General features: G+C 68.1%; 18 protein-coding genes. 11 read left to right on the forward strand and 7 right to left on the reverse strand.

The window, feature by feature from the left end; translation table 11 throughout:
- Window positions 1–232 precede the first annotated feature (232 nt).
- Window positions 233–1,156: a 2-dehydropantoate 2-reductase gene (gene panE, locus ISN75_RS05630; RefSeq protein ID WP_343821446.1), complete on the forward strand. Its 924-nt coding sequence runs from the start codon at window positions 233–235 to the stop codon at window positions 1,154–1,156.
- Window positions 1,157–1,366: 210 nt separating this feature from the next.
- On the opposite strand, the gene ISN75_RS05635 is transcribed toward panE, so the two are convergent.
- The 3 genes from ISN75_RS05635 to ISN75_RS05645 form a co-directional block, all read right to left on the reverse strand.
- A complete protein-coding gene (locus ISN75_RS05635) occupies window positions 1,367–3,493 on the reverse strand; it encodes a M13 family metallopeptidase (RefSeq protein ID WP_343821445.1) in 2,127 nt (708 codons plus the stop codon).
- Between the two features lie 192 nt (window positions 3,494–3,685).
- The gene (locus ISN75_RS05640; RefSeq protein ID WP_343821443.1) at window positions 3,686–5,467 is read right to left on the reverse strand and encodes a M14 family metallopeptidase; all 1,782 of its coding nucleotides are present in this window, start codon (window positions 5,465–5,467) and stop codon (window positions 3,686–3,688) included.
- Window positions 5,464–6,135, reverse strand: a complete 672-nt coding sequence (locus tag ISN75_RS05645) for a DUF502 domain-containing protein (protein WP_343821441.1) — start codon at window positions 6,133–6,135, stop codon at window positions 5,464–5,466. The genes ISN75_RS05640 and ISN75_RS05645 overlap by 4 nt, the downstream gene beginning before the upstream one ends.
- Window positions 6,136–6,279: 144 nt before the next feature.
- Here ISN75_RS05645 and ISN75_RS05650 point away from each other — a divergent pair, with 144 nt between their 5' ends.
- A complete protein-coding gene (locus ISN75_RS05650) occupies window positions 6,280–6,795 on the forward strand; it encodes an RNA polymerase sigma factor (RefSeq protein WP_167258763.1) in 516 nt (171 codons plus the stop codon).
- A 2-nt stretch (window positions 6,796–6,797) separates the two neighbouring features.
- Window positions 6,798–7,448: a hypothetical protein gene (locus ISN75_RS05655; RefSeq protein WP_343821439.1), complete on the forward strand. Its 651-nt coding sequence runs from the start codon at window positions 6,798–6,800 to the stop codon at window positions 7,446–7,448.
- A gap of 106 nt (window positions 7,449–7,554) precedes the next feature.
- On the opposite strand, the gene ISN75_RS05660 is transcribed toward ISN75_RS05655, so the two are convergent.
- From ISN75_RS05660 to trxA, 4 genes are all read right to left on the reverse strand, one after another.
- A complete protein-coding gene (locus ISN75_RS05660) occupies window positions 7,555–8,016 on the reverse strand; it encodes a DUF4442 domain-containing protein (protein ID WP_167258759.1) in 462 nt (153 codons plus the stop codon).
- Window positions 8,017–8,080: 64 nt separating this feature from the next.
- A complete protein-coding gene (locus tag ISN75_RS05665) occupies window positions 8,081–9,829 on the reverse strand; it encodes a CocE/NonD family hydrolase (RefSeq protein WP_343821437.1) in 1,749 nt (582 codons plus the stop codon).
- A gap of 113 nt (window positions 9,830–9,942) precedes the next feature.
- Complete coding sequence (locus ISN75_RS05670) at window positions 9,943–10,746, reverse strand: LytTR family DNA-binding domain-containing protein (protein WP_168649460.1); 804 nt, start codon at window positions 10,744–10,746, stop codon at window positions 9,943–9,945.
- Between the two features lie 27 nt (window positions 10,747–10,773).
- Window positions 10,774–11,631 (reverse strand): thioredoxin, encoded by an 858-nt coding sequence (gene trxA / locus ISN75_RS05675; protein WP_343821435.1) that lies wholly within the window; start codon window positions 11,629–11,631, stop codon window positions 10,774–10,776.
- 178 nt (window positions 11,632–11,809) lie between these two features.
- Between trxA and ISN75_RS05680 the strand changes: the two genes are divergently transcribed.
- The 8 genes from ISN75_RS05680 (at window position 11,810) to nadD (ending at window position 20,341) form a co-directional block, all read left to right on the forward strand.
- The gene (locus ISN75_RS05680) at window positions 11,810–12,421 is read left to right on the forward strand and encodes a paraquat-inducible protein A (RefSeq protein ID WP_343821433.1); all 612 of its coding nucleotides are present in this window, start codon (window positions 11,810–11,812) and stop codon (window positions 12,419–12,421) included.
- Window positions 12,418–13,044, forward strand: a complete 627-nt coding sequence (locus ISN75_RS05685; protein ID WP_168649458.1) for a paraquat-inducible protein A — start codon at window positions 12,418–12,420, stop codon at window positions 13,042–13,044. The genes ISN75_RS05680 and ISN75_RS05685 overlap by 4 nt, the downstream gene beginning before the upstream one ends.
- Entirely contained in the window at window positions 13,037–14,734 is a 1,698-nt protein-coding gene (locus ISN75_RS05690) for an intermembrane transport protein PqiB (protein WP_167258747.1), read from the forward strand. The genes ISN75_RS05685 and ISN75_RS05690 overlap by 8 nt, the downstream gene beginning before the upstream one ends.
- A complete protein-coding gene (locus ISN75_RS05695; protein ID WP_343821431.1) occupies window positions 14,731–15,360 on the forward strand; it encodes a PqiC family protein in 630 nt (209 codons plus the stop codon). The genes ISN75_RS05690 and ISN75_RS05695 overlap by 4 nt, the downstream gene beginning before the upstream one ends.
- 140 nt (window positions 15,361–15,500) lie before the next feature.
- Window positions 15,501–18,143, forward strand: a complete 2,643-nt coding sequence (leuS, locus tag ISN75_RS05700; RefSeq protein ID WP_343821429.1) for a leucine--tRNA ligase — start codon at window positions 15,501–15,503, stop codon at window positions 18,141–18,143.
- 5 nt (window positions 18,144–18,148) lie between these two features.
- On the forward strand, window positions 18,149–18,688 hold the full coding sequence (gene lptE, locus ISN75_RS05705) for an LPS assembly lipoprotein LptE (RefSeq protein WP_167258741.1): 540 nt from the start codon (window positions 18,149–18,151) through the stop codon (window positions 18,686–18,688).
- Between the two features lie 4 nt (window positions 18,689–18,692).
- Window positions 18,693–19,712 carry a DNA polymerase III subunit delta gene (holA, locus tag ISN75_RS05710; RefSeq protein ID WP_168649454.1) on the forward strand — a complete coding sequence of 340 codons (1,020 nt, stop codon included), beginning with the start codon at window positions 18,693–18,695 and terminating at the stop codon, window positions 19,710–19,712.
- Entirely contained in the window at window positions 19,709–20,341 is a 633-nt protein-coding gene (nadD, locus tag ISN75_RS05715) for a nicotinate-nucleotide adenylyltransferase (RefSeq protein ID WP_343821427.1), read from the forward strand. Before holA ends, nadD begins: the two co-directional genes overlap by 4 nt.
- The last annotated feature ends 342 nt before the right edge of the window (window positions 20,342–20,683 follow it).

Consider the following 20,683-nt stretch of genomic DNA (forward strand, 5'->3'; position numbering starts at 1 on the left):
GCCGCGGCAATCGCGCGGCAGGGGCAGCAGGAGTTGTCGGTCACGGCATTGCCGGCGGATCCCCTGGGTCGGCCGTGATCTTCACATCGTATTTTTAATGAGAATGATTTGCAATCATTCCGTTCAGGGGGCAGGCCGCCCGGCCGGGGCCGATGCCGCCGCGGCGTACACTTCCGGCTCCCCCTCGCAGGTCCGTGTCTCAGCGGACCACCGCTTCATGGAGACTTATGCGATGCGCATCCTGGTAGTCGGCGCCGGCGCCACCGGCGGCTATTTCGGCGGACGCCTGCTGGAAAGCGGGCAGGACGTGAGCTTCCTGGTCCGCCCCGCGCGCGCCCAGGCGCTGGCCGCGCACGGCCTGGCCATCCGCAGCGCGCTCGGCGACGCCACGCTGCGCGCGCCCACCGTCACCGCCGGCGAACTGCGCGGGCCTTACGACCTGGTCCTGCTCAGCTGCAAGGCCTACCACCTGCCGCAGGTGATCGCCGACGTCGCGCCGGCGGTGGGCGAGGGCACGGCGATCCTGCCGCTGCTCAACGGCATGCGCCATCTGGATGCGCTGGACGCGCGCTTCGGGGCCGCGCGCGTGCTGGGCGGCCTGTGCGTGATCGCCGCGACGCTGGGCCAGGACGGCGAGATCCGCCACCTCAACCGCTCGCACAGCCTCACCTTCGGCGAACGCGACGGCTCGCGCTCGGCACGGGTGGAGCGCATCGCGCAGGCGATGGAAGGCGTGAAGTTCGACGCGCGGCTCAGCAGCGAAGTGCTGCAGGACATGTGGGACAAATGGGTCTTCCTCGCCTCGCTCGCCGGCATCACCTGCCTGATGCGCGCACCGGTCGGCGACGTCGTCGCCGCGCCGGGCGGCCTGGAAGCCACGCTGGCGATGCTGGAAGACTGCCGCCGTGTCGCCTCCGACCACGGTCACGCTCCCGCCGAAAACGTACTGGCGAAAGCACGCGGCGTGCTCACCGAAGAAGGCTCGACGCTCAGCGCCTCGATGATGCGCGATCTCGAACAGGGCGGTCCGGTCGAAGCCGATCACGTGATCGGCGATCTGATCGCCCGCGCGGCGCCGGGCACTGCGCTGCCGCTGCTGCGCATGGCGTATGCGCACTTGAAGGCTTACGAGAACCGCTGCGCCCGCACGGTTTAAAGCTCGTCATCCCGGCGCAGGCCGGGATCCAGTGGCGCCGCCGTGCGATTTTCGCGAACAGCTTCATGGGCGCTCTTCGCCTGCAGGCAGCACCTCGCTTCTGGATCCCGGCCTGCGCCGGGATGACGGCAAAAAGAAAAAGCGCCGCACTCGCGCGCGGCGCTTTTCTTTTGCATCGATCTGCCGCGACTCACGCCGCGGCCACCTCACTTACCAGATCTTCACCTGCTTCTCGCCATCACGCACCATCGCATCGCCCGGCTTGCACTGGAACGCCTTGGCGAAGGCTTCCATGTTCGACGGTGCGCCGATCGCGCGCAGCGAGACCGGTGCGTGCGGGTCGGTGTTGAGCGACAGCAGCGCCTGCTTCTCGCGGGCGTGGCCGCGCCACACGCGGGCCCAGTTGAGGAAGAAGCGCTGGTCCGGCGTATAGCCTTCGATCTTCTGCTCGGCCGAACCCGGCGTCTTGGACAGCACGCTCTGCAGCGCGTCGTAGGCCACGTTCATGCCGCCCAGGTCGGCGATGTTCTCGCCCAGGGTCAGCTTGCCGTTGACGTGCGCGTCCGGCTTGTCCTTGATCGGCGTGTAGTCGTTGAACTGCTGCACCAGCTTGTCGGTGCGCGCGTCAAACTTGGCGCGGTCGTCCTTGGTCCACCAGTTTTCCTGGTTGCCGGCGCCGTCGAACTGGCTGCCTTCGTCGTCGAAGCCGTGGCTGGCCTCGTGGCCGATCACGGCGCCGATGCCGCCGTAGTTGATGGCGTCGTCGGCGCTGGCGTCGAAGAACGGCGGCTGCAGGATCGCGGCCGGGAAGTTGATGGTGTTGTCGGTGGGGTTGTAGTACGCGTTCACCGTCTGCGGCGTCATGCCCCACTCCTTGCGGTCGGTGGGCTTGCCGATCTTGGCGATGTCGTAGTCGTAGTTGAACTTCGAGGCGGCTTCCACGTTGGCGTAGAAGTTGTCGCCGCTGATGTTCAGGCCCGACCAGTCACGCCACTTGTCCGGGTAGCCGATCTTGGGCAGGAAGGTGTTCCACTTGGCGACGGCCTTTTCCTTGGTGGCATCGCTCATCCAGTCCAGCTTCTCGATGCGCGCCTTCAGCGCATTGCGCACGTTGTCGACCAGCTCCTGCGCACGCTCCTTGGCTTCGGGCTTGAACACCTTGGCCACGTACAGCTGGCCCAGCGCTTCGCCCATCGAGCCGTTCACCGCGCCCAGCACGCGCTTCCAGCGCGGCTTCTGCTGCGGCTGGCCGGCCAGGGTCTTGCCGTAGAAGTCGAACTTGTTGTCCTGGAAGCTCTTGCTCAGGTACGGCGAGGCGTCGCTGATGGTGTGGAAGCGCAGGTACGCCTGCCACTGTTCCAGCGGCGCGGCGGCCAGCAGCTTGTCGAACTCGGCGAAGAACTTCGGCTGCGACAGCGAGAAGCCCTTGTCGACGGTCACGCCCTGGGCGCTGAAGAACTTCTCCCAGCTGAAGTGCGGGGTGACCTTGTCGGCCTCCTTCACGCTGACGAAGTGGTACTGGTTCTTCGGATCGCGTTCTTCCACCGGCGCCAGCGAAGCCTTGGCCAGCTCGGTCTCGAACTTCAGCACGTCGTCGGCCTGCTTCTTGGCATCGGCTTCGGCGGTGCCGGTCAGCTGCAGCGCCTGGGCAATGTGGGCCACGTAGGCGTCGCGGATTTCCTTGTACTTCGGATCGAGGTAGTAATCCTTGGTCGGCAGGCCCAGGCCGCCCTGGTTGGCGTAGCCGATCTGCATGTCGGCATGCTTGAAGTCCGCGCCGGAGCCGAACTGGAACACCTGGCCGTCGCCTTCGGCGTAGCTCTTGGTGATGTAGTCGGCCACGTCCGCGCCGCTCTTCAGCGCGCCGATGGCGTCGAGCTTGGGCTTGATCGGCTCGAAGCCGGCCTTCTCGATCGCGTCCTCGTTCATGCCCGACTGGTACAGCAGGCCGATCTTCTGCTCGATCGAGCCGGCCTGCGCCTGCGCGGCGCCCTTGGCGGCGGCGTCGACGATGTCGTGCTGGGTGTTGAGGCTGTTCTCGCTCAGCTGGTCGAAGGCGCCCCAGCGGGTGCGGTCTTCGGGAATCGGGTTGGCGGCGACCCACTTGGCGTTGACGAAGCCGTTGAAGTCCTGGCACGCATTGATGCCGGTATCCAGCTCGCTGACGTCGAAGGGGCTCTTCTTGGCGGCCGGCGCGGCGGCGGTGGTCGCGGCCGGGGCCGGCGCGCTGCCGGCGGCTGCGGGGGCGTTCTGCTCGGCCTCGTGCTTGCCGCAGGCGGACAGCGTCAGGGCCAGGCTCACCGCAAGGGCGAGCGGCTTCAGGTACGGCTTGGTCATGGATCTCCCTCTCATACGAATGGCGCCCCCGCGGGGCGAAAAGTGCTGGTGCGGCCGGTACCGCGGGTATCCCCTGTCACGGCCGCGACCTTCGACGACCTTCGACCCTAGGCCAAAGGTCACGGGGCGGCACAGTGTCAAAGGTCAGGGGCGGGGGATGGCGGCGGGCTGCGTTGGGCCCGCCGCAAGGGCTTACGGCGCCAGGCCCTGCAGGGTGGCGGCGTCGATCCGGTAGACCGGGTAGGCGCCCACGTCCTGGGCCGCGTACCAGGGCGAGCGCTCGAAGAAATAGAACAGCCGCTGCGAGGGGCTGGCGGCGAAGGCGGCGTCTTCATGCAGCTTTTGCTCGAACGCGGCCTTCAGCGCCGGGTCCTTGGCCATCATGTCGCGCGCCAGCTTCTCCAGCACACGCGGCTCGCCGTATTCCTTCGGCTCGAACACCGCATTAAGAAAGCCCCAGCGCAGCAGCGAATCCGGCGCCTGCGGCTCCAGCAGCTCGATCGCCACATTGGCCGCGCGCTGGTCCATCGGCACGATCACCGAGCCGGCCGGCAGCTCCACCTCGCGTACCGTGCTGGACTGGGTGAAGTCGCGCAGCATCAGATGGCCTTCGAACGGCTTGGACGCCCACTGCGGCTTGTCCAGCCGATACGCCTGCACCTTGAGCTTCTGCGGCCTGGCCAGGCGGCGATAGGCGATGCCGTGCGCGTCGAGCTTGTCGATCGCCTGCGTCCACTGCGCGGGAATCACATATGCGGCCGGCGGCGCGACGGACGCATCCGGCAGCAGGCCGTTCCAGTTCTGGACATCGTACGTGCGCGGCTTCGACGGGTCGTAGCGGATCCACTCGCTGTTCGACACGTCGCTGTGCGCGAGGCTGAATTCATAGCCCTTGAACTTGAACGGCGTCGACGCCGGATCGTCCTTGAACGTCAACGCTACCTGCGCCCGCGCATCGCGCGCCCGCGCCACCACGGCTTCGTCCGCCTTGCGGTTGATCGCGAGCAGGTTCGCCGCATCCGCGCCGGCCTGCTGCAGCATCAGGGCGACCAGGTCGTAGGTGCCGCGCACGCGCACCTCGTAGCTTTTCAGCATATGCGTCTCCACCAGCAGGGCCGGGCGGTTCTGCAGCGCCGCGTAGCCGGTGGAGAAGCGCGGGCCGGAACCGAAGTTGACGATGCCCTTGCGCGGGTCGCGGCCGTCCTTGAATTCCAGGTAGATCGAGGCGAGATGGCCGCACTTCTCGTAGGCCGGAATCACCTTGTCGTTGAGCAGATGCTGCTGCCATGCGCTGGCGCCGGCATCGAGCTTGTGCGGGTCTTCCAGATACCAGGTCAAGTCGTACTGGTAATCCGCACCGTCGGTGGTGTGGATGTCCAGCAGCAGGTCCGGCTGCCAGCGCTGCCACAGCTTCAGCCAGTCGCGCATCTCCGGCGCGTCGGCCTTGACGTAGTCGCGGTTGAGGTTGAGGTACTGCGACTGGCCGCGGAAGCCCATGCTGTCCGGGCCGTTCTGGTTGATGCGGTGATAGGGGCTGGAATTCTCGTGCCCGTCCACGCTGAACACCGGGATGAACACCAGCACCGCGTGATCGAGCAGATGCGGCAGCTTGCCGCTCACGGCGAAGTCGCGCAGCAGCATCAGGCCGGCGTCCTTGCCTTCGATCTCGCCGGGGTGGATGCCGGCCTGCACCAGCACCACCGGCTTGCCGGACCGGTGCGCCGCTTCCGGCGTGAACGTGCCGTCGCCGCTGGCGATCACCACCGTCATCGGGCGGCCCTGCGGCGAGGTGCCGAAGCTTTCCACTTTCAACTTGCCCGGCGCCGCATCGGCCAGCTGGTGCAGATAGGCCACCGTGTCGGCATAGCCCGGCGTGGTGCGGAAATGCGCGGCTTCGGCGGGCGTGGTCCAGTCGGCGGCCTGGGCATGGCCCGCGGCGGCGGCGAGCAGGGCGGCGAGCAGCAGTCGGTTCATGCGTGGTCCTGGCGTTGCGTCAGCGTGGCGGGCGAGGCGGGCAGGGTGTCGGGTGCCACCGCGCCGCCGGAGATGATGAAGGCCATGGCCTGGTCCATGGTCCAGTCGGTGGGGGTGAGCTCGTCCACCGGCACCACTTCCAGATAGCCGCCGGTGGGGTTGGGCGTGGTGGGGATGTACACCGCGGCCATCTCGCGGCCGGTGCCTTCCTCGATCATCACGCGGGTGACGAAGCCCACCACCTTCATGCCCTGGCGCGGGAAATCGATCAGCACCACGCGCTGCACGCCCGACGGCTTCTGCTGCAGCACCGCCATGAGTTTCTTGGTGCCGCCGTAGATGGTCTGCACCAGCGGGATGCGCGCCAGCAAACCGTCGAAGGCCTCCAGCAGGCGCTGGCCGATCACCCGGTTGGCCAGCCAGCCGAGCAGGTACAGCGCCAGCACGGTCAGCACCAGGGCCAGCACGAACAGCAGCCAGCCGCGGTTGAGCGAGGTGCCCAGCGCGGGCGAGGCCTGCCCCACCGCACCGACCAGGGCGCCGACCACCGGCGTGCCGATCCCGGCCAGCAGGCCGAGCACGAACTTGAACACCAGCCAGGTCACCCACAGCGGGATAAACGTGAGCAGGCCGGTCAGCAAATAGCGTTTGATGCGCAGTCGCCGCATGGGGCGGACCCTCGGAAGGCGGGGAAGCGGGCATTGTAGGGGGCGGGGGCGGCCGGCCGGGCGTGACGTTCGGCCCTTTCGCCGTGCCCTGTGATTTTTTGGGAGGCGCTGCGAATCATCAAAGGGAGACCAGGGGAAACAAGCATGGGCAGCAGGCCGGACCAGCGCGGATTCGAACAGCGGTTGCAGGAGCACCGGCGGCTGATCGCCAAGGTGGCGAGCGTCTACGCCGCCGGCGCGGAAGACCGGCGCGACCTGGAACAGGAAATCTGCGTGCAGCTGTGGCGCGCCTGGCCCGGCTACGACGAAAGCCGCGCGCGCTTTTCCACTTGGATGTACCGCATCGCGCTCAACGTGGCGATCTCGCAGCTGCGCCGCGGCGGCGCGGCGCAGGCGGGCCAGCTCGAACCGCTGCAGCCGCACCACCTGGACACCATCGGCGCGGAAGCCGCGCCGGAACGCGACGAGCGCCTGGTCGCGCTGTACGCCTTTATCGGCCAGCTCGAACCGCTCAACCGCGCGCTGATCCTGCTGTACCTGGAAGACCGCAGCTATGCCGAGATCGCCGAAGTGCTCGGTATCAGCGCCACCAATGTCGCGACCAAGCTCGGTCGCATCAAGCAGACACTTCGCGACCGCATGGTCGCCGCGGAGGCATGACGATGGAACTGGATGAACTCAAGCAGAGCTGGCAGGCGCTGGACCGCCGCATGGCGCAGCAGCACGCCTTGACCCTGCAGCTGCAGCGCGAAAGCCGGCTGGAAAAAATGCGCCACGGCCTGCGCCCGCTGCGGGTGGGGCAGATCGTGCAGATCGTGGCGGGCGCGCTGCTCAGCCTGGTCGCCGGCCATTTCTGGTTCGAGCACCGGCCATATCCGCACCTGCTGTTCTGCGGCGTGCTGGTGCATCTGTACGGCGTGCTGATGATCGTGTTCGCGGCGCGCAACCTGCACCTGGTCAAGCAGATCGATTACGCGGCGCCGGTACTGGACATCCAGCGGCGGCTGGCGGAACTGCGCGCATGGAAGACCAGGGTCGAGGCGCCGGTCTTCCTGGTCACCGGCTGCTTCGTGTGGATTCCCGCGCTGCTGATGCTGTTCGCCGGCCTGGGCGCGGACGTGTGGAAGCTGCATCCGGACGTGGTGCTGTGGCTGTGCGCGAGCGGCGTGGCCAGCCTGCTGCTGGTGTGGCTGGGGATGCAGGCGATCAAGCGCATCTGGGGCGCGCGGGTGCTGGAACGCGAAGCGGCCGGCTACAGCGTGCGCCGCGCGGAAGCGGTGCTGGACGAAGTGCGCCGCTTCGAAAACGACTGAATCCCCTGGCGTAGGTTGGGGTGAGCCGCAGACGAACCCCAACATGGCGAAGCGTACGAAGGCACCGATGTTGGGGTTCGCCTGCGGCTCACCCCAGCCTACGCAGCTACGCCGTCTCGCGGGCGCGGGGCTTGAGGCGCACGTACAGCTGCTTGCGTACCTTCGCCACTACCTCGCCGCCCGCGGTTTTCACGTCCGTTTCGAACCAGCGCAGCACCTTCTCGCCATTGGCCGCGGCGGCGCGGAGCTCGTCCAGCACCGCCGGCTCCAGCTTGAAATCCGCATAGACGTCTTCGCGCCCCGGCGCCACGAAATCGATGGCGCCGGCCTTGTCCCACACGAAGTACTCGCCGCCCAGCTGGTGCATCACCAGCAGCATCCAGAACGGATCGGTCATGGAAAACAGATTGCCGCCGAACTGGGTGCGCACGTAGTTGCGGTTCCACGGCCGCAGCCGCAGCACCACCCGCGCTTCCGAGTAATCCTCCGCCACGTGCTGCACGCGGATGCTGTTGAACAGGAACGGCGGCCAGAGATTCATCAGGCGGCGGAAGGTGGAGGCGCGCATCGGGCGTCTTCATGGGCCAGGACAGGGAAACGCAGTCTACATACGTTTGCGTATGGTTGCCTGCTCAAGGCCCATCGGGCGGCTCCCGGACGCCGATCTCCAGATAGCTGCCAATCGCCCAGCGGATGCGCAGCGGCTCCTTCGCATCGGCGATCGATTCGGCGCTGACGTCGCCGCCGGTGCCGTAGTTGATCTGGATCCGGGGCTGCTTGGGCACGCCGACCACGGCCACGATCCGGCTGCCGGCCGCAAGCCGCCGCGCGGTGAGCATCTGGCTGGTGAAGGCTAGCGTCCGCGCCTTGCCCGGCTGCAGCAGCTGCCGGTGGCTGCGGTCCTGCATATAGCTGGCGCGGCCCAGATACGAAGCCAGGTCGAGGTAGCGCCCATCCGCGGTCAGCTCGTAGAAATTCACCGCCAGGTCGAAGTCGCGCTTGTTGATCATGGTTTCGAAGTGGCCGTCGAACAGGCCGTCCACTTCCAGCGGCGCCTTCAGCGCTTCGGTTTCGAACACCAGGGCGTTGCGCGTATCCGGCATGCCAGGCGCCGGCCGGAAATCCACGTCGCGGCGATCGGCGAAATCGACGGTCAGCACCGGCGGCGCCTGCTTGCCCGCGGTATCGCCGAAGCGCAGATGGCCCGCTCTGCCGGCGCCGGTCAAATACAGCCGCCGCCGCCCGGTCGCCATCTCCGCCAGCGTCGATACATGCCGCCAGCGGTTCGCCCCCATCACCTCGAAATTGATCCTGCCGCTCAGCACGGCGGGCAGCGGCGCGCCGCGAAACACATGGTCGAACCACTGCAGCCGCACTTCCTGCAGGTCGATCATCGCGGCCCGATCCACGCGGTAGCCGTCGATCTCGGGCAGCACGCCGGTCTGCATGGCGATGTGGTGATAAGGGCCGACCAGCAGGCGGTGATCGGCTGAGGGACGGTATTTGTAGTGCTCCTGCAGGTAGTACAGCGCGCCGACCATGCCGCCGTCGTAATAGCCGGTCTCGACGAACACGGGGATATCGATGTCGGCGAATTCCTGGCCATACGGAATCAGCCGCTGCCAGTAAGCGTCGTAGGACGGATGCTGCAGCCACTCGTCGAAGATCGGATTGGGCTTGCCGTCGATCTTGTCCAGGTCGCGATACGGCCGCCCGCCGGCGTACCACGCCCGCTGCAGCCGGGCCCAGCGTTCGCGGTCGCCGTAGGTGGCGTCGTCGAGTTCCTTGTCGTCGGTAGTGTAGAACGGCCAGGGGTAGATAAAGCTCTGGAACACATTGCCCTGCATCGGCGTATCGATGCCCGGCGCATTGGTGGCATGCGTGGCCATCGCCTTCAGCGCGGGCGGCCGATGCTTGGCCGCGGCCCACTGGGTGAAGCCGTTGTAGCTGCCGCTGAACATGCCCACGCGGCCATCGCTCCACGGCTGGCGCGCCAGCCAGGCGATCACCGTGGCCGCGTCTTCGCCGTCGTGCACGTAGGGAACGATGGGTCCGCCGCTGCGGCCCTTGCCGCGCGTGTAGGCGACCACGCCGGCATAGCCGTGCGCCGCCATCTTCTTCGCATCGGCCAGGCTCCAGCGGTCGCGGGCGTAGATGGTGAAGTTGAGCAGGGCGGTCAGCTTTGCCGGTGCGTTGCGCGGGCGCACGATCAGCGCGGCGATCTGCGCGCCGTCCGGGGTGGGGATCAGCACCTGGTCGTCGATCAGAAAGGGCTGTCCCGCGTCGGCGCGGGCGCCGGCCGAGGCGGCGGATGGCGGCTGTGCCGCGTGGGCGGAGAGGGCGAGACAGCTGGCCAGCAGCCAGCGCAGGGCGGATTTCATGCGGTCCTCGATTCCGTGGGAGAACGGGCCGGAGGATCGCCACCAGCGCTTGCCGCGGCGGAAAAATTCGGCGAACGGACACGGCGGCGCGGCGAACCGCAGCCGCCGGCGGGTCAAATCACGCGGTCGCGCAACAGCCGGGCGCCGTCGCGGCTGGTGGAGACGGTCTGGCCGTTCTCCAGGTGCAGCAGCAGGCGTCCGCCGCCGGCCGGTTCGGCGCTGGCGATGTAGTGGGTGTTGACGATCCAGGAGCGGTGCACGCGCGCGAACTTGGCCGGGTCGAGCGAGCGGGCGAACTCCGCCAGTGTCACCCGCACCAGGTGCTTGCCGGTGAGCGTGCGCACTTCGGCGTAGTCGTCGGCGCCGCCGATGCTCACCACGGTGTCGAGATCGAGCGGGCGCAGCTCGTCGCCGATGCGCACGAAATAGCGGGAAGGTGCGGCGTCCGTGCTGTCGGCGGGAACGGCATCGACCGCCGCGGGCGCGGGGTCCGCCACCGCCGGTGCCGCCTTATGCATGGCCTGCAGGTGCGAAATCGCCGCGATCAGCGCGTAAGTCGTCACGTTCTCCAGCGTCTGCCACGCCACGGCACCGGCCTTGAACGGCCGGATCACGAAGCCTTCGGGGCTGGCGCCGACGAACAGGCCCAGCAGCATGATCAGCAGCCAGTACGACAAGGTGGCGAAGGCCGCGCACAGCAGCAGATGCGCACCCAGCTGCAGCGCCACCGGCCGGCCGACCAGCCAGCGCAGCACGATGTGCCGCACCGCCAGGCCGAAGATCACCACGGGAATGGTATTGGCCAGCCCGCCGAGCAGGCTGCCGGCCAGGTCGGTGCCCAGCGCCAGCCGGATCGTGACCGTATAGGCCGCGAAGATGCCGGCTACCGCCAGCAGGTCGAAGCTGCGCTGTTTCATCCCCGTCCGTCCCCCGCGGCCGGCTGCTCAGAACAGCAGCGAGGCCATCCGCCGGCGGTATTTGCCGACCAGTTCGGCGTCGTCGAGCGTGGCGAAGGCGGCCAGCAGGCGCTTCTTGGCCATGCCGTCGTTCCAGTCGCGGGCTTTTTCCAGGACGGCCAGGAACTGCTCCAGGCCGGCCGCGGCGTCGCCATCCAGCAGCAGGCGCACGCCGAGCAGGTCGCGCGCCTGCCAGTCGGCGGGGTCGGCCTGCACGCGCTGCTGCAGTTCGTTCTGCGCCGGCGCGCCCTGCAGGGCGCGGGCCAGGTCCAGCTGGCTGCGCAGGCGCACGGCGCGCGTGTCGGTGGCCAGGTTGGCCGGCAGGGCGGTCAGTTCGGCTTCGGCGGCGTCGGCCTGGCCGGCCTTCATCAGGGCCAGGGCGAGGTCGAGCTTGAGTTCGGAGTTGTCTGATTCTGCGATCTCGCCGCGCAGGCGTTCGATCGCCTGCTCAGGCGTTTCGGCCGGGGCCAGTTCGGCCTCTTCGTCCTCGCTTTCGCGCGGCTGCAGGTGGCGTTCCAGGAATTCGCGCAGCTGGCCTTCGGGCAGGGCGCCGGCGAAGCCGTCGACGATCTGGCCGTCCTTCACCAGGATCACCGTGGGAATGCTGCGCACGCCGAACATGCCGGCCAGCTGCTGGTTCTTGTCCACGTCGATCTTGGCCAGGCGGAACGCGCCGTTGAAGGCGGTGGCCAGTTTTTCCAGCAGCGGACCCAGGGTCTTGCAGGGACCGCACCAGGTCGCCCAGAAGTCGATCAGGATCGGCGTCGTCAGCGAGGCCTGCAGCACCTCGGCTTCGAAGTTGTCCTGGTCGACGTCGAACACATGGGTGGGGGCGTCGCTGGTCACGGCTGAAGCTCCGGGGGCAAGGGAATCGGAATCAGATCAGGGCGGCGCGGTGCATATCAAGTGGCGGGCTGGCACAGCCGGGCGGGCGCTGAATGGCCTGATCGCCGGGTGGCCGCGGCCTGCGCGGATTTGAGAGAATCCTTGGGATGACGAGCCGGACCTGACCTGAAGGACCTCCGTGGCCGAAAGCCCACCGCTGCTGATCTGCGAGCATTGCGACACCGTGTATCGGCGGCGCGAGCTGTGCTGCGGCGAGGTCGCGCGCTGCCAGCGCTGCGACGCCATCCTGGAGCGGCACCACCGCCTGGGCGTGGGCGGCATGTTCGCCCTGGTGGTCACGGCGATGCTGGTCTTCGTGCAGGCCAATGTGTGGCCCATCGTCACCCTGGGACTCGGCGGGACGATGATCAGCACCACGCTGTGGGGCGCCATCGTGATGATGTGGCGCGAGCATTCGCAGGTGGTCTCGGTGCTGGCCGCCGCCACGCTGTTCTTCTTTCCGCTGTGCAAGATGCTGCTGCTGGGCTGGGTGCTGTACTTCGCCCGGCAAGGACGCCGCGCGCCGGGTTTCCGGCTGGCCATGGTGGCGCTGTACCGGCTGGGGCCGTGGACCATGAGCGAGGTGTTCGTGCTCGGTGCGCTGGTGGCGATCGTCAAGGCGCGGCTGTATTTCGACGTGATCCTCAACCCGGGCATCTTCGCCTACGCCGGGCTCACCCTGCTGATCACCGTCTTCGCCAGCATCGACCTGCGCCGCCTGTGGGACATGGTGCCGGAGCATCACGCATGAGCGCCGACCTGCCGCGCGCCGGCGAACTGGGCCTGATCGGTTGCCACGTCTGCGGGCTGGTCTGCCGCGACACCGGCGTGGAGGGCGCGCATTGCCCGCGCTGCCACTCGGCGCTGCACCGGCGCAAGCAGGCCAGCTACACCCGCACGCTGGCGCTGCTGCTGGCCGCCTTCATGCTGTACATCCCCGCCAACGTGCTGCCGATCATGCGCACCGCCAGCGTGGGTGACATCGACGACAACACCATCCTCAGCGGCGTGGTCGAGCTGTGGGTGAAAGGCTCGCCGGACCTCGCGGTGATCGTGTTCACCGCCAGCATCATGGTGCCGATGCTGAAGTTCCTGGCGCTGGGCCTGCTGCTGTGGAGTTCGCGCCGCGCCACGCCGTGGGCGCGGCGGCAGCGCGCCAAGCTCTATCGGCTGGTGGAGCTGATCGGCTACTGGTCGATGCTGGACGTGTTCGTGGTGGCGCTGCTCACGGCGCTGGTGCAGTTCGGTGTGCTGAGCCTGGTGGAACCCTTGCCGGGCGTGGTGTTCTTCGGCCTCACGGTGATCCTCACCATGTTCGCCTCGATGAGTTTCGACCCCAGGCTGATCTGGGATGGCAGGGAATCCGATGACTGAGCAAGCCACGCCCGAACAACCCGGCTCTCCCGGCAGCGACTTGCCGGAGCCGGTGGTCCACAAGCCGCGCATCAATGCCTCCTTCGTGTGGCTGATCCCGGTGCTGGCCGCGCTGGTCGGCCTGTCGCTGGTGATCAATGCGTGGATGCAGGCCGGCCCCAAGATCAGCATCAGCTTCCAGAGCGCCGAAGGCCTGGATCCGGGCAAGACGCCGGTGAAGTACAAGAACGTGGTGATCGGCCGCGTCACTTCGGTGACCTTGTCCAAGGACCGCAGCCACGTCACCGCCAAGGTCTCGCTGGAAAAGAGCGCCGAGGGTTTCGCCACCGACGGCACGCGCTTCTGGGTAGTGCGCCCGCGCATCGGCTTAGGAGGCGTGTCCGGCATCGATACGCTGCTGTCCGGCGCCTTCATCGGCGCGGACGTGGGCGAGTCGAAGGAATCGCGCGACGAATTCACCGGCCTGGAAGAGCCGCCCGCGGTCACCCACGGCGCGCCCGGCAAGACCTTCAAGCTGCACACCGACGACCTCGGTTCGCTGGATATCGGCTCGCCGGTGTACTACCGCCGCATCCAGGTCGGCCGCGTGGTCACCTACCAGCTGGACAAGGACGGCAAGGGCGTGAGCCTGCAGATCTTCGTCGACGGGCCGAACGACGAATTCGTCAGCAAGTCCACGCGCTTCTGGAACGCCAGCGGCGTGGACGTGTCGATCGGCGCCGACGGCGTCAAGCTCAATACGCAATCGCTGGCCACCGTACTGGCCGGCGGCGTGGCGTTCGGCGCGCCGCTGGGTCCGCACGACGAGACGCCGGCGGAACAGAACGCGGAGTTCCGCCTGTTCGGCGACCAGGCCACCGCGATGGCGCCGCCGGACGGCGAGCCGCGCTATATCCGCATGCGCTTCGACCAGTCGCTGCGCGGGCTGAAGGTGGACGCGCCGGTGGAATTCCTCGGCGTGCCGTTCGGCCGCGTGGTGTCGATCAACCTCGATTTCGACGAGAAGACCCAGACCTTCCCGGTGATCGTCGGCGCGGTGGTGTATCCGCAGCGCCTGGGCCGCGCGCACGACAAGCTGGTGGCGCTGGCCAAGGCGCGCGGCGACGACGCGCAGCTGTCGCAGATGATGGGCCGGCTGATCGAGCATGGCCTGCGCGCGCAGGCGCGCAGCGGCAACCTGCTGACCGGCCAGCTGTACATCGCGCTGGACTTCGTGCCGAAGGCGGACAAGGTGCCGTACGACCCGACCATGAAGCCGCTGGAGATTCCCACCGTGCCGGGCAGCTTCGACAAGCTGCAGGAGCAGATGGCGGAGATCGTCGACAAGATCCAGAAGATCCCGTTCGACAGCATCGGCCAGAACGCCAACGCCACCCTGGCCGAGCTCAATCGCACGCTGAAGAAGGTCAACGACGACGTGCTGCCGGAATTCAAGAGCACCCTGCAGGGCGCGCAGCAGACCCTGGGCAACGCCAACAACGCGCTGTCGGCGGATTCCCCGCTGCAGCAGAACCTGGGCGGTACCGTGCAGGAGATGCAGCGCACGGTGCGCTCGCTGCGCGTGCTCACCGACTACCTCGGCGCCCATCCGGACGCGCTGCTGCGCGGACGCCGCGCGGACGCCCCGCCGGAACGCAACGCGCCGGCTTCGACGCAGCCATCCCTTATGAAAGACGGGAGCAAGCCATGATCCGCACCGGATATCTCCTCGCCATCCTGGGCGGCGCGCTGGCCCTGGCCGCCTGCGGCGGCTCGGCGCCGGTGCGCTACTACACGCTGGTGCCGGCGGCGGATGCCTACGCGGGCACGGCCACGCAATCCACCATTACGCCTGCCCCTGCGCCGTTCCAGTTCGAACTGCTGCCGGTGGGCGTGCCGGCCCAGGTCGACCAGCCGCAGCTGGTGGTGCGCCAGGGCGGGCAGGGCGTGGCGGTGCTGGACGGCGAGCGCTGGATCGCCCCGCTGGGCGACGAGGTGCGCGGCGCGCTGTCGGCGGATCTCGCGCGCCAGCTGCATACCCAGGACATCAGCGGCCTGCCGGCGGGAAGCAAGCCGGTGCTGCGCATCAAGGTGGACCTGCGCCGCTTCGATTCCGTGCCGGGCGCGTACGCGCTGCTGGACGCGGCGTGGAGCGTGCGCTCGCTCAAGGGCGGCGCGGCGCTGTCCTGCACCAGCCGCGTGCAGGAAAGCGTGGGCCAGGGCTACGCGGCCCTGGTGCAGGGCCACCAGCGGGCGCTGGACGGGCTGGCCGCGCAGATCGCCACCGCCGCGCAGGCGCTGGCCGCCGGCCAGACCGGCGCCTGTCCCGCCGGCTGAGCGCGGCATGGCCGGCGGGCGGGTTCGCGCCCGTTCCCCGGTCCCCGGGCACCGCCTCATCTGCTAGTCTGCCGCGTTCACCCGCAGCCGCCGGCGGACTCCGGCTCAAGCTGCCGTAAACGAGTTCAGGCGCCGGACACATGCAGGACAACCAAGCACAGGGCAGCACCGACCAGGCCGGCGAACAGGCCTATCAACCGCAGGCGGTGGAAGCCGCCGCGCAGCAGTACTGGCGCGAGCAGCGCGCCTACGAGGTGAAGGAAGACCCTTCGCGCCCGAAGTTCTACTGCCTTTCGATGCTGCCGTACCCGTCGGGCGCCCTGCACATGGGCCACGTGCGCAACTACACCATCGGCGACGTGATCAGCCGCTATCAGCGCATGAACGGCAAGAACGTGCTGCAGCCGATGGGCTGGGACGCGTTCGGCCTGCCGGCCGAGAACGCCGCGATCAAGAACAGGACCGCGCCGGCCAAGTGGACCTACCAGAACATCGAACACATGCGCGGCCAGCTGCAGCGCATGGGCTTCGCCTACGACTGGACCCGCGAGTTCGCCACCTGCCGCCCGGAGTACTACCGCTGGGAACAGCTGATGTTCACCCGGCTGATGAAGAAGGGCCTGGCCTACCGCAAGAACGCGGTGGTGAACTGGGACCCGGTCGACCAGACCGTGCTGGCCAACGAGCAGGTGGTCGACGGCCGCGGCTGGCGCTCCGGCGCCCTGGTCGAGAAGCGCGAGATCCCGCAGTGGTTCCTCAAGATCACCGATTACGCGCAGGAACTGCTCGACGGCCTGGACACGCTGCCCGGCTGGCCCGATGCGGTGAAGACCATGCAGCGCAACTGGATCGGCCGCTCCGAAGGCCTGGAGATCCACTTCGCGGTGGAAGGCGAAGCCGAGCCGCTGACCGTGTTCACCACGCGTCCGGACACGCTGATGGGCGTGACCTTCGTGTCGATCGCCGGCGAGCATCCGCTGGCGCTGAAGGCCGCGCAGGGTAATAGCGAACTGGCTTCCTTCCTCGACGAACTGCGCCACGGCGGCGTGTCCGAGGCGGAGCTGGAAACGCAGGAAAAGCGCGGCATGGCCACCGGCCTGTTCGCCATCCACCCGATCACCGGCGCCAAGGTGCCGGTGTGGGTCGCCAACTTCGTGCTGATGGGCTACGGCACCGGCGCGGTGATGGCGGTGCCCGGCCATGACGAGCGCGACTTCGAGTTCGCGCACAAGTACGACCTGCCGATCAAGCAGGTGATCGCCGCCGGCGACGAAAGCTACGACCCGGACAAGTGGCAGGAGTGGTACTCCGACAAGACCCGCGCCGACATGCGCGTGGTGCACTCCGGCGCGCTGGACGGCAAGAACTACCGCGAAGCCTTCGAGTATCTGGCCGCCACGCTGGAAGGCGAGGGCAAGGGCCAGCGCCGCGTGAACTGGCGCCTGCGCGACTGGGGCGTCAGCCGCCAGCGCTACTGGGGCTGCCCGATCCCGGTCATCTACTGCCCGAAGTGCGATGCGGTGCCGGTGCCGGAAGACCAGCTGCCCGTCGTGCTGCCGGAAGACGTTGCGTTCTCCGGCGTGCAGTCGCCGATCAAGGCCGACCCCGAGTGGCGCAAGACCACCTGCCCGCAGTGCGGCGGCCCGGCCGAGCGCGAGACGGACACGTTCGACACCTTCATGGAGTCGAGCTGGTACTACGCGCGCTACACCAGCCCCGGCGCCAACGAGCAGGTCGACGCGCGCGCCAATTACTGGCTGCCGGTGGACCAGTACATCGGCGGCATCGAGCACGCCATCCTGCATCTGCTGTACTTCCGCTTCTATCACAAGCTGATGCGCGACGCGGGCCTGGTGCGCACCGACGAACCGGCCACCAACCTGCTGTGCCAGGGCATGGTGATCGCCGAGACCTTCTACCGCGACAATGCCGACGGTTCGAAGGACTGGATCAATCCCGCCGACGTGGAAATCCAGCGCGACGAAAAGGCGCGCGTGATCGGCGCGGTGCTGAAGAGCGACGGGCAGCCGGTCAGCATCGGCGGCACCGAGAAGATGTCCAAGTCCAAGAACAACGGCATCGACCCGCAGGCGATGGTGGAGAAGTTCGGCGCCGACACGGTGCGCCTGTTCTCCATGTTCGCCGCGCCGCCGGAGCAGTCGCTGGAATGGAGCGAGGCCGGCGTGGAAGGCATGGCGCGCTTCCTGCGCCGCTTCTGGCGCGAAGTGGCCACGCATGCCGCCGGCCCCGACCACGCCGTGGTCGACCCGGCCGCGCTGGACGCCGGCCAGAAGGCGCTGCGCCGCCAGCTGCACGAGACCATCCAGAAGGTGGGCGACGATGTCGGCCGCCGCCACTCCTTCAACACCGCCATCGCCGCGCTGATGGAGCTGCTGAACGCGCTGGGCAAGTTCGACGACCAGAGCGAGCAGGGCCGCGCCGTGCGCCACGAGGCGCTGGAAGCGATGGTGCTGCTGCTCAACCCGGTGGTGCCGCACGTCAGCCACGCGCTGTGGCAGGTGCTGGGCCACCCGGCCGAGGTGCTGGAAGACCAGCCCTGGCCGAAGGCGGACGAAGCCGCGCTGGTGCGCGATTCGCTCACCCTGGCGGTGCAGGTCAACGGCAAGTTGCGCGGTACCATCGAGGTCGCCGCCGGCGCCTCGAAGGAAGAAGCGGAAAAGCTGGCCCTGGCGCATCCGAACGTGCTCGCGTTCATGGAAGGCCAGAGCGTGCGCAAGGTCATCGTGGTCCCGGGCAAGATCGTCAACATCGTCGCAGGATGAAATCCATGAGCCGCATCTTGAAAGCCTCGCTGTTGCTGGTGTCTGCCCTCGCGCTGTCGGCGTGCGGCTTTCATCTCCGCCAGAGCGCCGCGCTGCCGTCCGCGATGCAGCGCGTGCACCTGACGGTGAACGGCGGCCTCGACCTGCAGCGCGACCTGGCCCGTGCGCTGGAGGCCTCCGGCGCCACGGTGGAAGACAAGCCGGGCGCCGGCATCGCCGAACTGCGCGTGCCGCTGGCCACCTTCAGCACCGAGACGCTGACCGTCAGCGGCTATGCGCGCGTCACCGAATACGCCGTGCGCTACCAGGTGCAGTTCCAATTGAACGACGGCACCGGCCAGGTGCTGCTGCCGGCGCAGAACATCAGCATGTCGCGCGAATTCAGCTACGACGCCACCAATACCGTGGGCACCACGGCGCAGGTGGAAGAGATCCAGCGCAGCCTCAACGACGACATGGTGCAGGCCATCCTGTTCCGCCTGCAGGCGCTGCAGAAGCACGGCGGCGGCACGGTCGCGCCGGCGTCCGCCTCGTCCGCGCCGTAATCCGATGCCGCTGAATGCCGCCCAGTGGCAGAAGGCGCTGGCGGGCGACAGCCTGCGGCCGGTGTACCTGCTGGCGGGCGAGGAGCTGCTGGTGCTGGAAGCCGCCGACGCGCTGCGCGCGCAGGCGCGCCGCCTGGGCTATGCCGAGCGCGAAGTGCTCGACGTCGGTAATCATTTCGACTGGGACGACCTCGCACGTTCCGCCGCCGGCATGTCGCTGTTCGCCACGCGCCGCCTGCTCGACCTGCGCCTGCCCACCGGCCGTCCCGGCACCGAGGGCGCCAAGGCCATCAACGAGTTCTGCGCCAAGCCGCCGCCGGACGTGACCCTGCTGATCACCGCCACCGAGTGGAGCAGCAAGCACGAAGGCGCCTGGACCAGGAACCTGGACGCCGCCGGTGCGCTGGTGGTGTTCAACGCGCCCAAGCCGCACGAATGGGCGGCCTGGGTCGGCGCGCGGCTGTCCTCGCGCGGCCTCAGCGCCACGCCCGACGCTGCCGCGCTGCTGGCCGAGCGCGTGGAAGGCAACCTGCTGGCCGCCGCGCAGGAGATCGACAAGCTCGCCGTGCTGCGCGGCGAGGGCGGCGGTGCGCGCATCGACGCCACCGAGATGGAGCATCTGGTGGCCGACAGCGCGCGCTACGACGCGTTCAAGCTCACCGATGCGGCGTTCGCCGGCGACGGCGGGCGCGCGCTGCACATCCTGGCCGGCCTGCGCGCCGAAGGCGACGAGCTGATCGCGCTGATGGGCTGGCTGGTGAATCAATTGCAGCTGGCGCTGCGCCTGGCCAATGCACGCGATTTCGCCGCGCAGGCGCGCGCGGAGCGGCTGTGGCCGGCGCGCGAGCAGCTGTTCCGCAAGGCGCTGCGGCGCGCGCCGCGGGAGCATTGGCTGCAGTGCCTGGCGCGGGCGGCGCGGATCGACCGCATCGCCAAGGGACGCGAGGCGGGCGATGCCTGGCTGGAGGCCGAGCGCCTGATCGCCGCGATCGCCGAGCCGCGGGCTGCCAGCGCGCTCGCATGAAGCCCCTGGCGCTGTTTGGCGGCACTTTCGATCCGGTGCATCTGGGGCATCTGAGTGTGGCCTGGGAGGCTGCGGAGCTGCTCGATGCCGAGGTGCGGCTGATGCCGGCGAATGTGCCGCCGCATAAGGCAGCGCCGTTGGCGAGTGCGGAGCAGCGGGTGGCGATGCTGGATGCCGCGTTGCGGGGGCAGGATCGCCTGGCGGTGGATGCGCGCGAGTTGCGGCGCGATGGGCCGTCTTATACCTATGACACCTTGTGTGAGTTGCGCGCTGAGGTTGGCGCGCGGCCGCTGGTGTTGTTACTGGGCGTTGACGCGTTTGCGGGGTTGCCTGGGTGGCATCGCTGGCGCGAACTGTTCGATGTGGCGCATCTCGGGGTGTTGAGTCGGCCGGGTGTTGAGCCGGAGTTGCCGCATGCGTTGTGGGCGGAGATGGGGGGGCGTCGTACCGACGACGTTTCTGAGTTGCATGTGCGGCCTGCGGGGCGGGTGATTGAGTTGGCGGTGACGCCGATTGAGATTTCTGCGACTCGGATTCGGGAGTTGTTGGCGGCGGGGCGCGATCCGCGCTATTTGCTGCCTTGTGGGCTGTTCGAAGATCCCGCGTTGCTGGCGCCTTATCGCTCTTGATCGTCATCCCGGCGTAGGCCGGGATCCAGTAGCGGTATTGCCTGGTTTTCGCGTTATCGCGAACTGGCCGCTTATGCAGCGGGCATTCCGGACGCCTGCCGGCGCCCGGGTCACTTTCTCTTTGCTGGCCCAAAGAGAAAGTAACCAAAGAGAAATGGCCTAAGAGCCTCTGCTCGCGACGCGACTAGAAGGAGCAGTGGACGGCTGCGGTAACTTGATTAACCTGGGTCTACACGAAACCACAGTGCGTTTACGTAGCGGGTGCTTCAACGTGCCGTGGCCGAGAGGACTTTCAGTGACTGGGGCCAGCTATTGCTCTTCGTTCCTGTATGCACCACCACC

It is taken from the genome of Dyella marensis, from assembly GCF_049532885.1.
Taxonomy (GTDB): Bacteria; Pseudomonadota; Gammaproteobacteria; order Xanthomonadales; family Rhodanobacteraceae; genus Dyella_D; species Dyella_D marensis.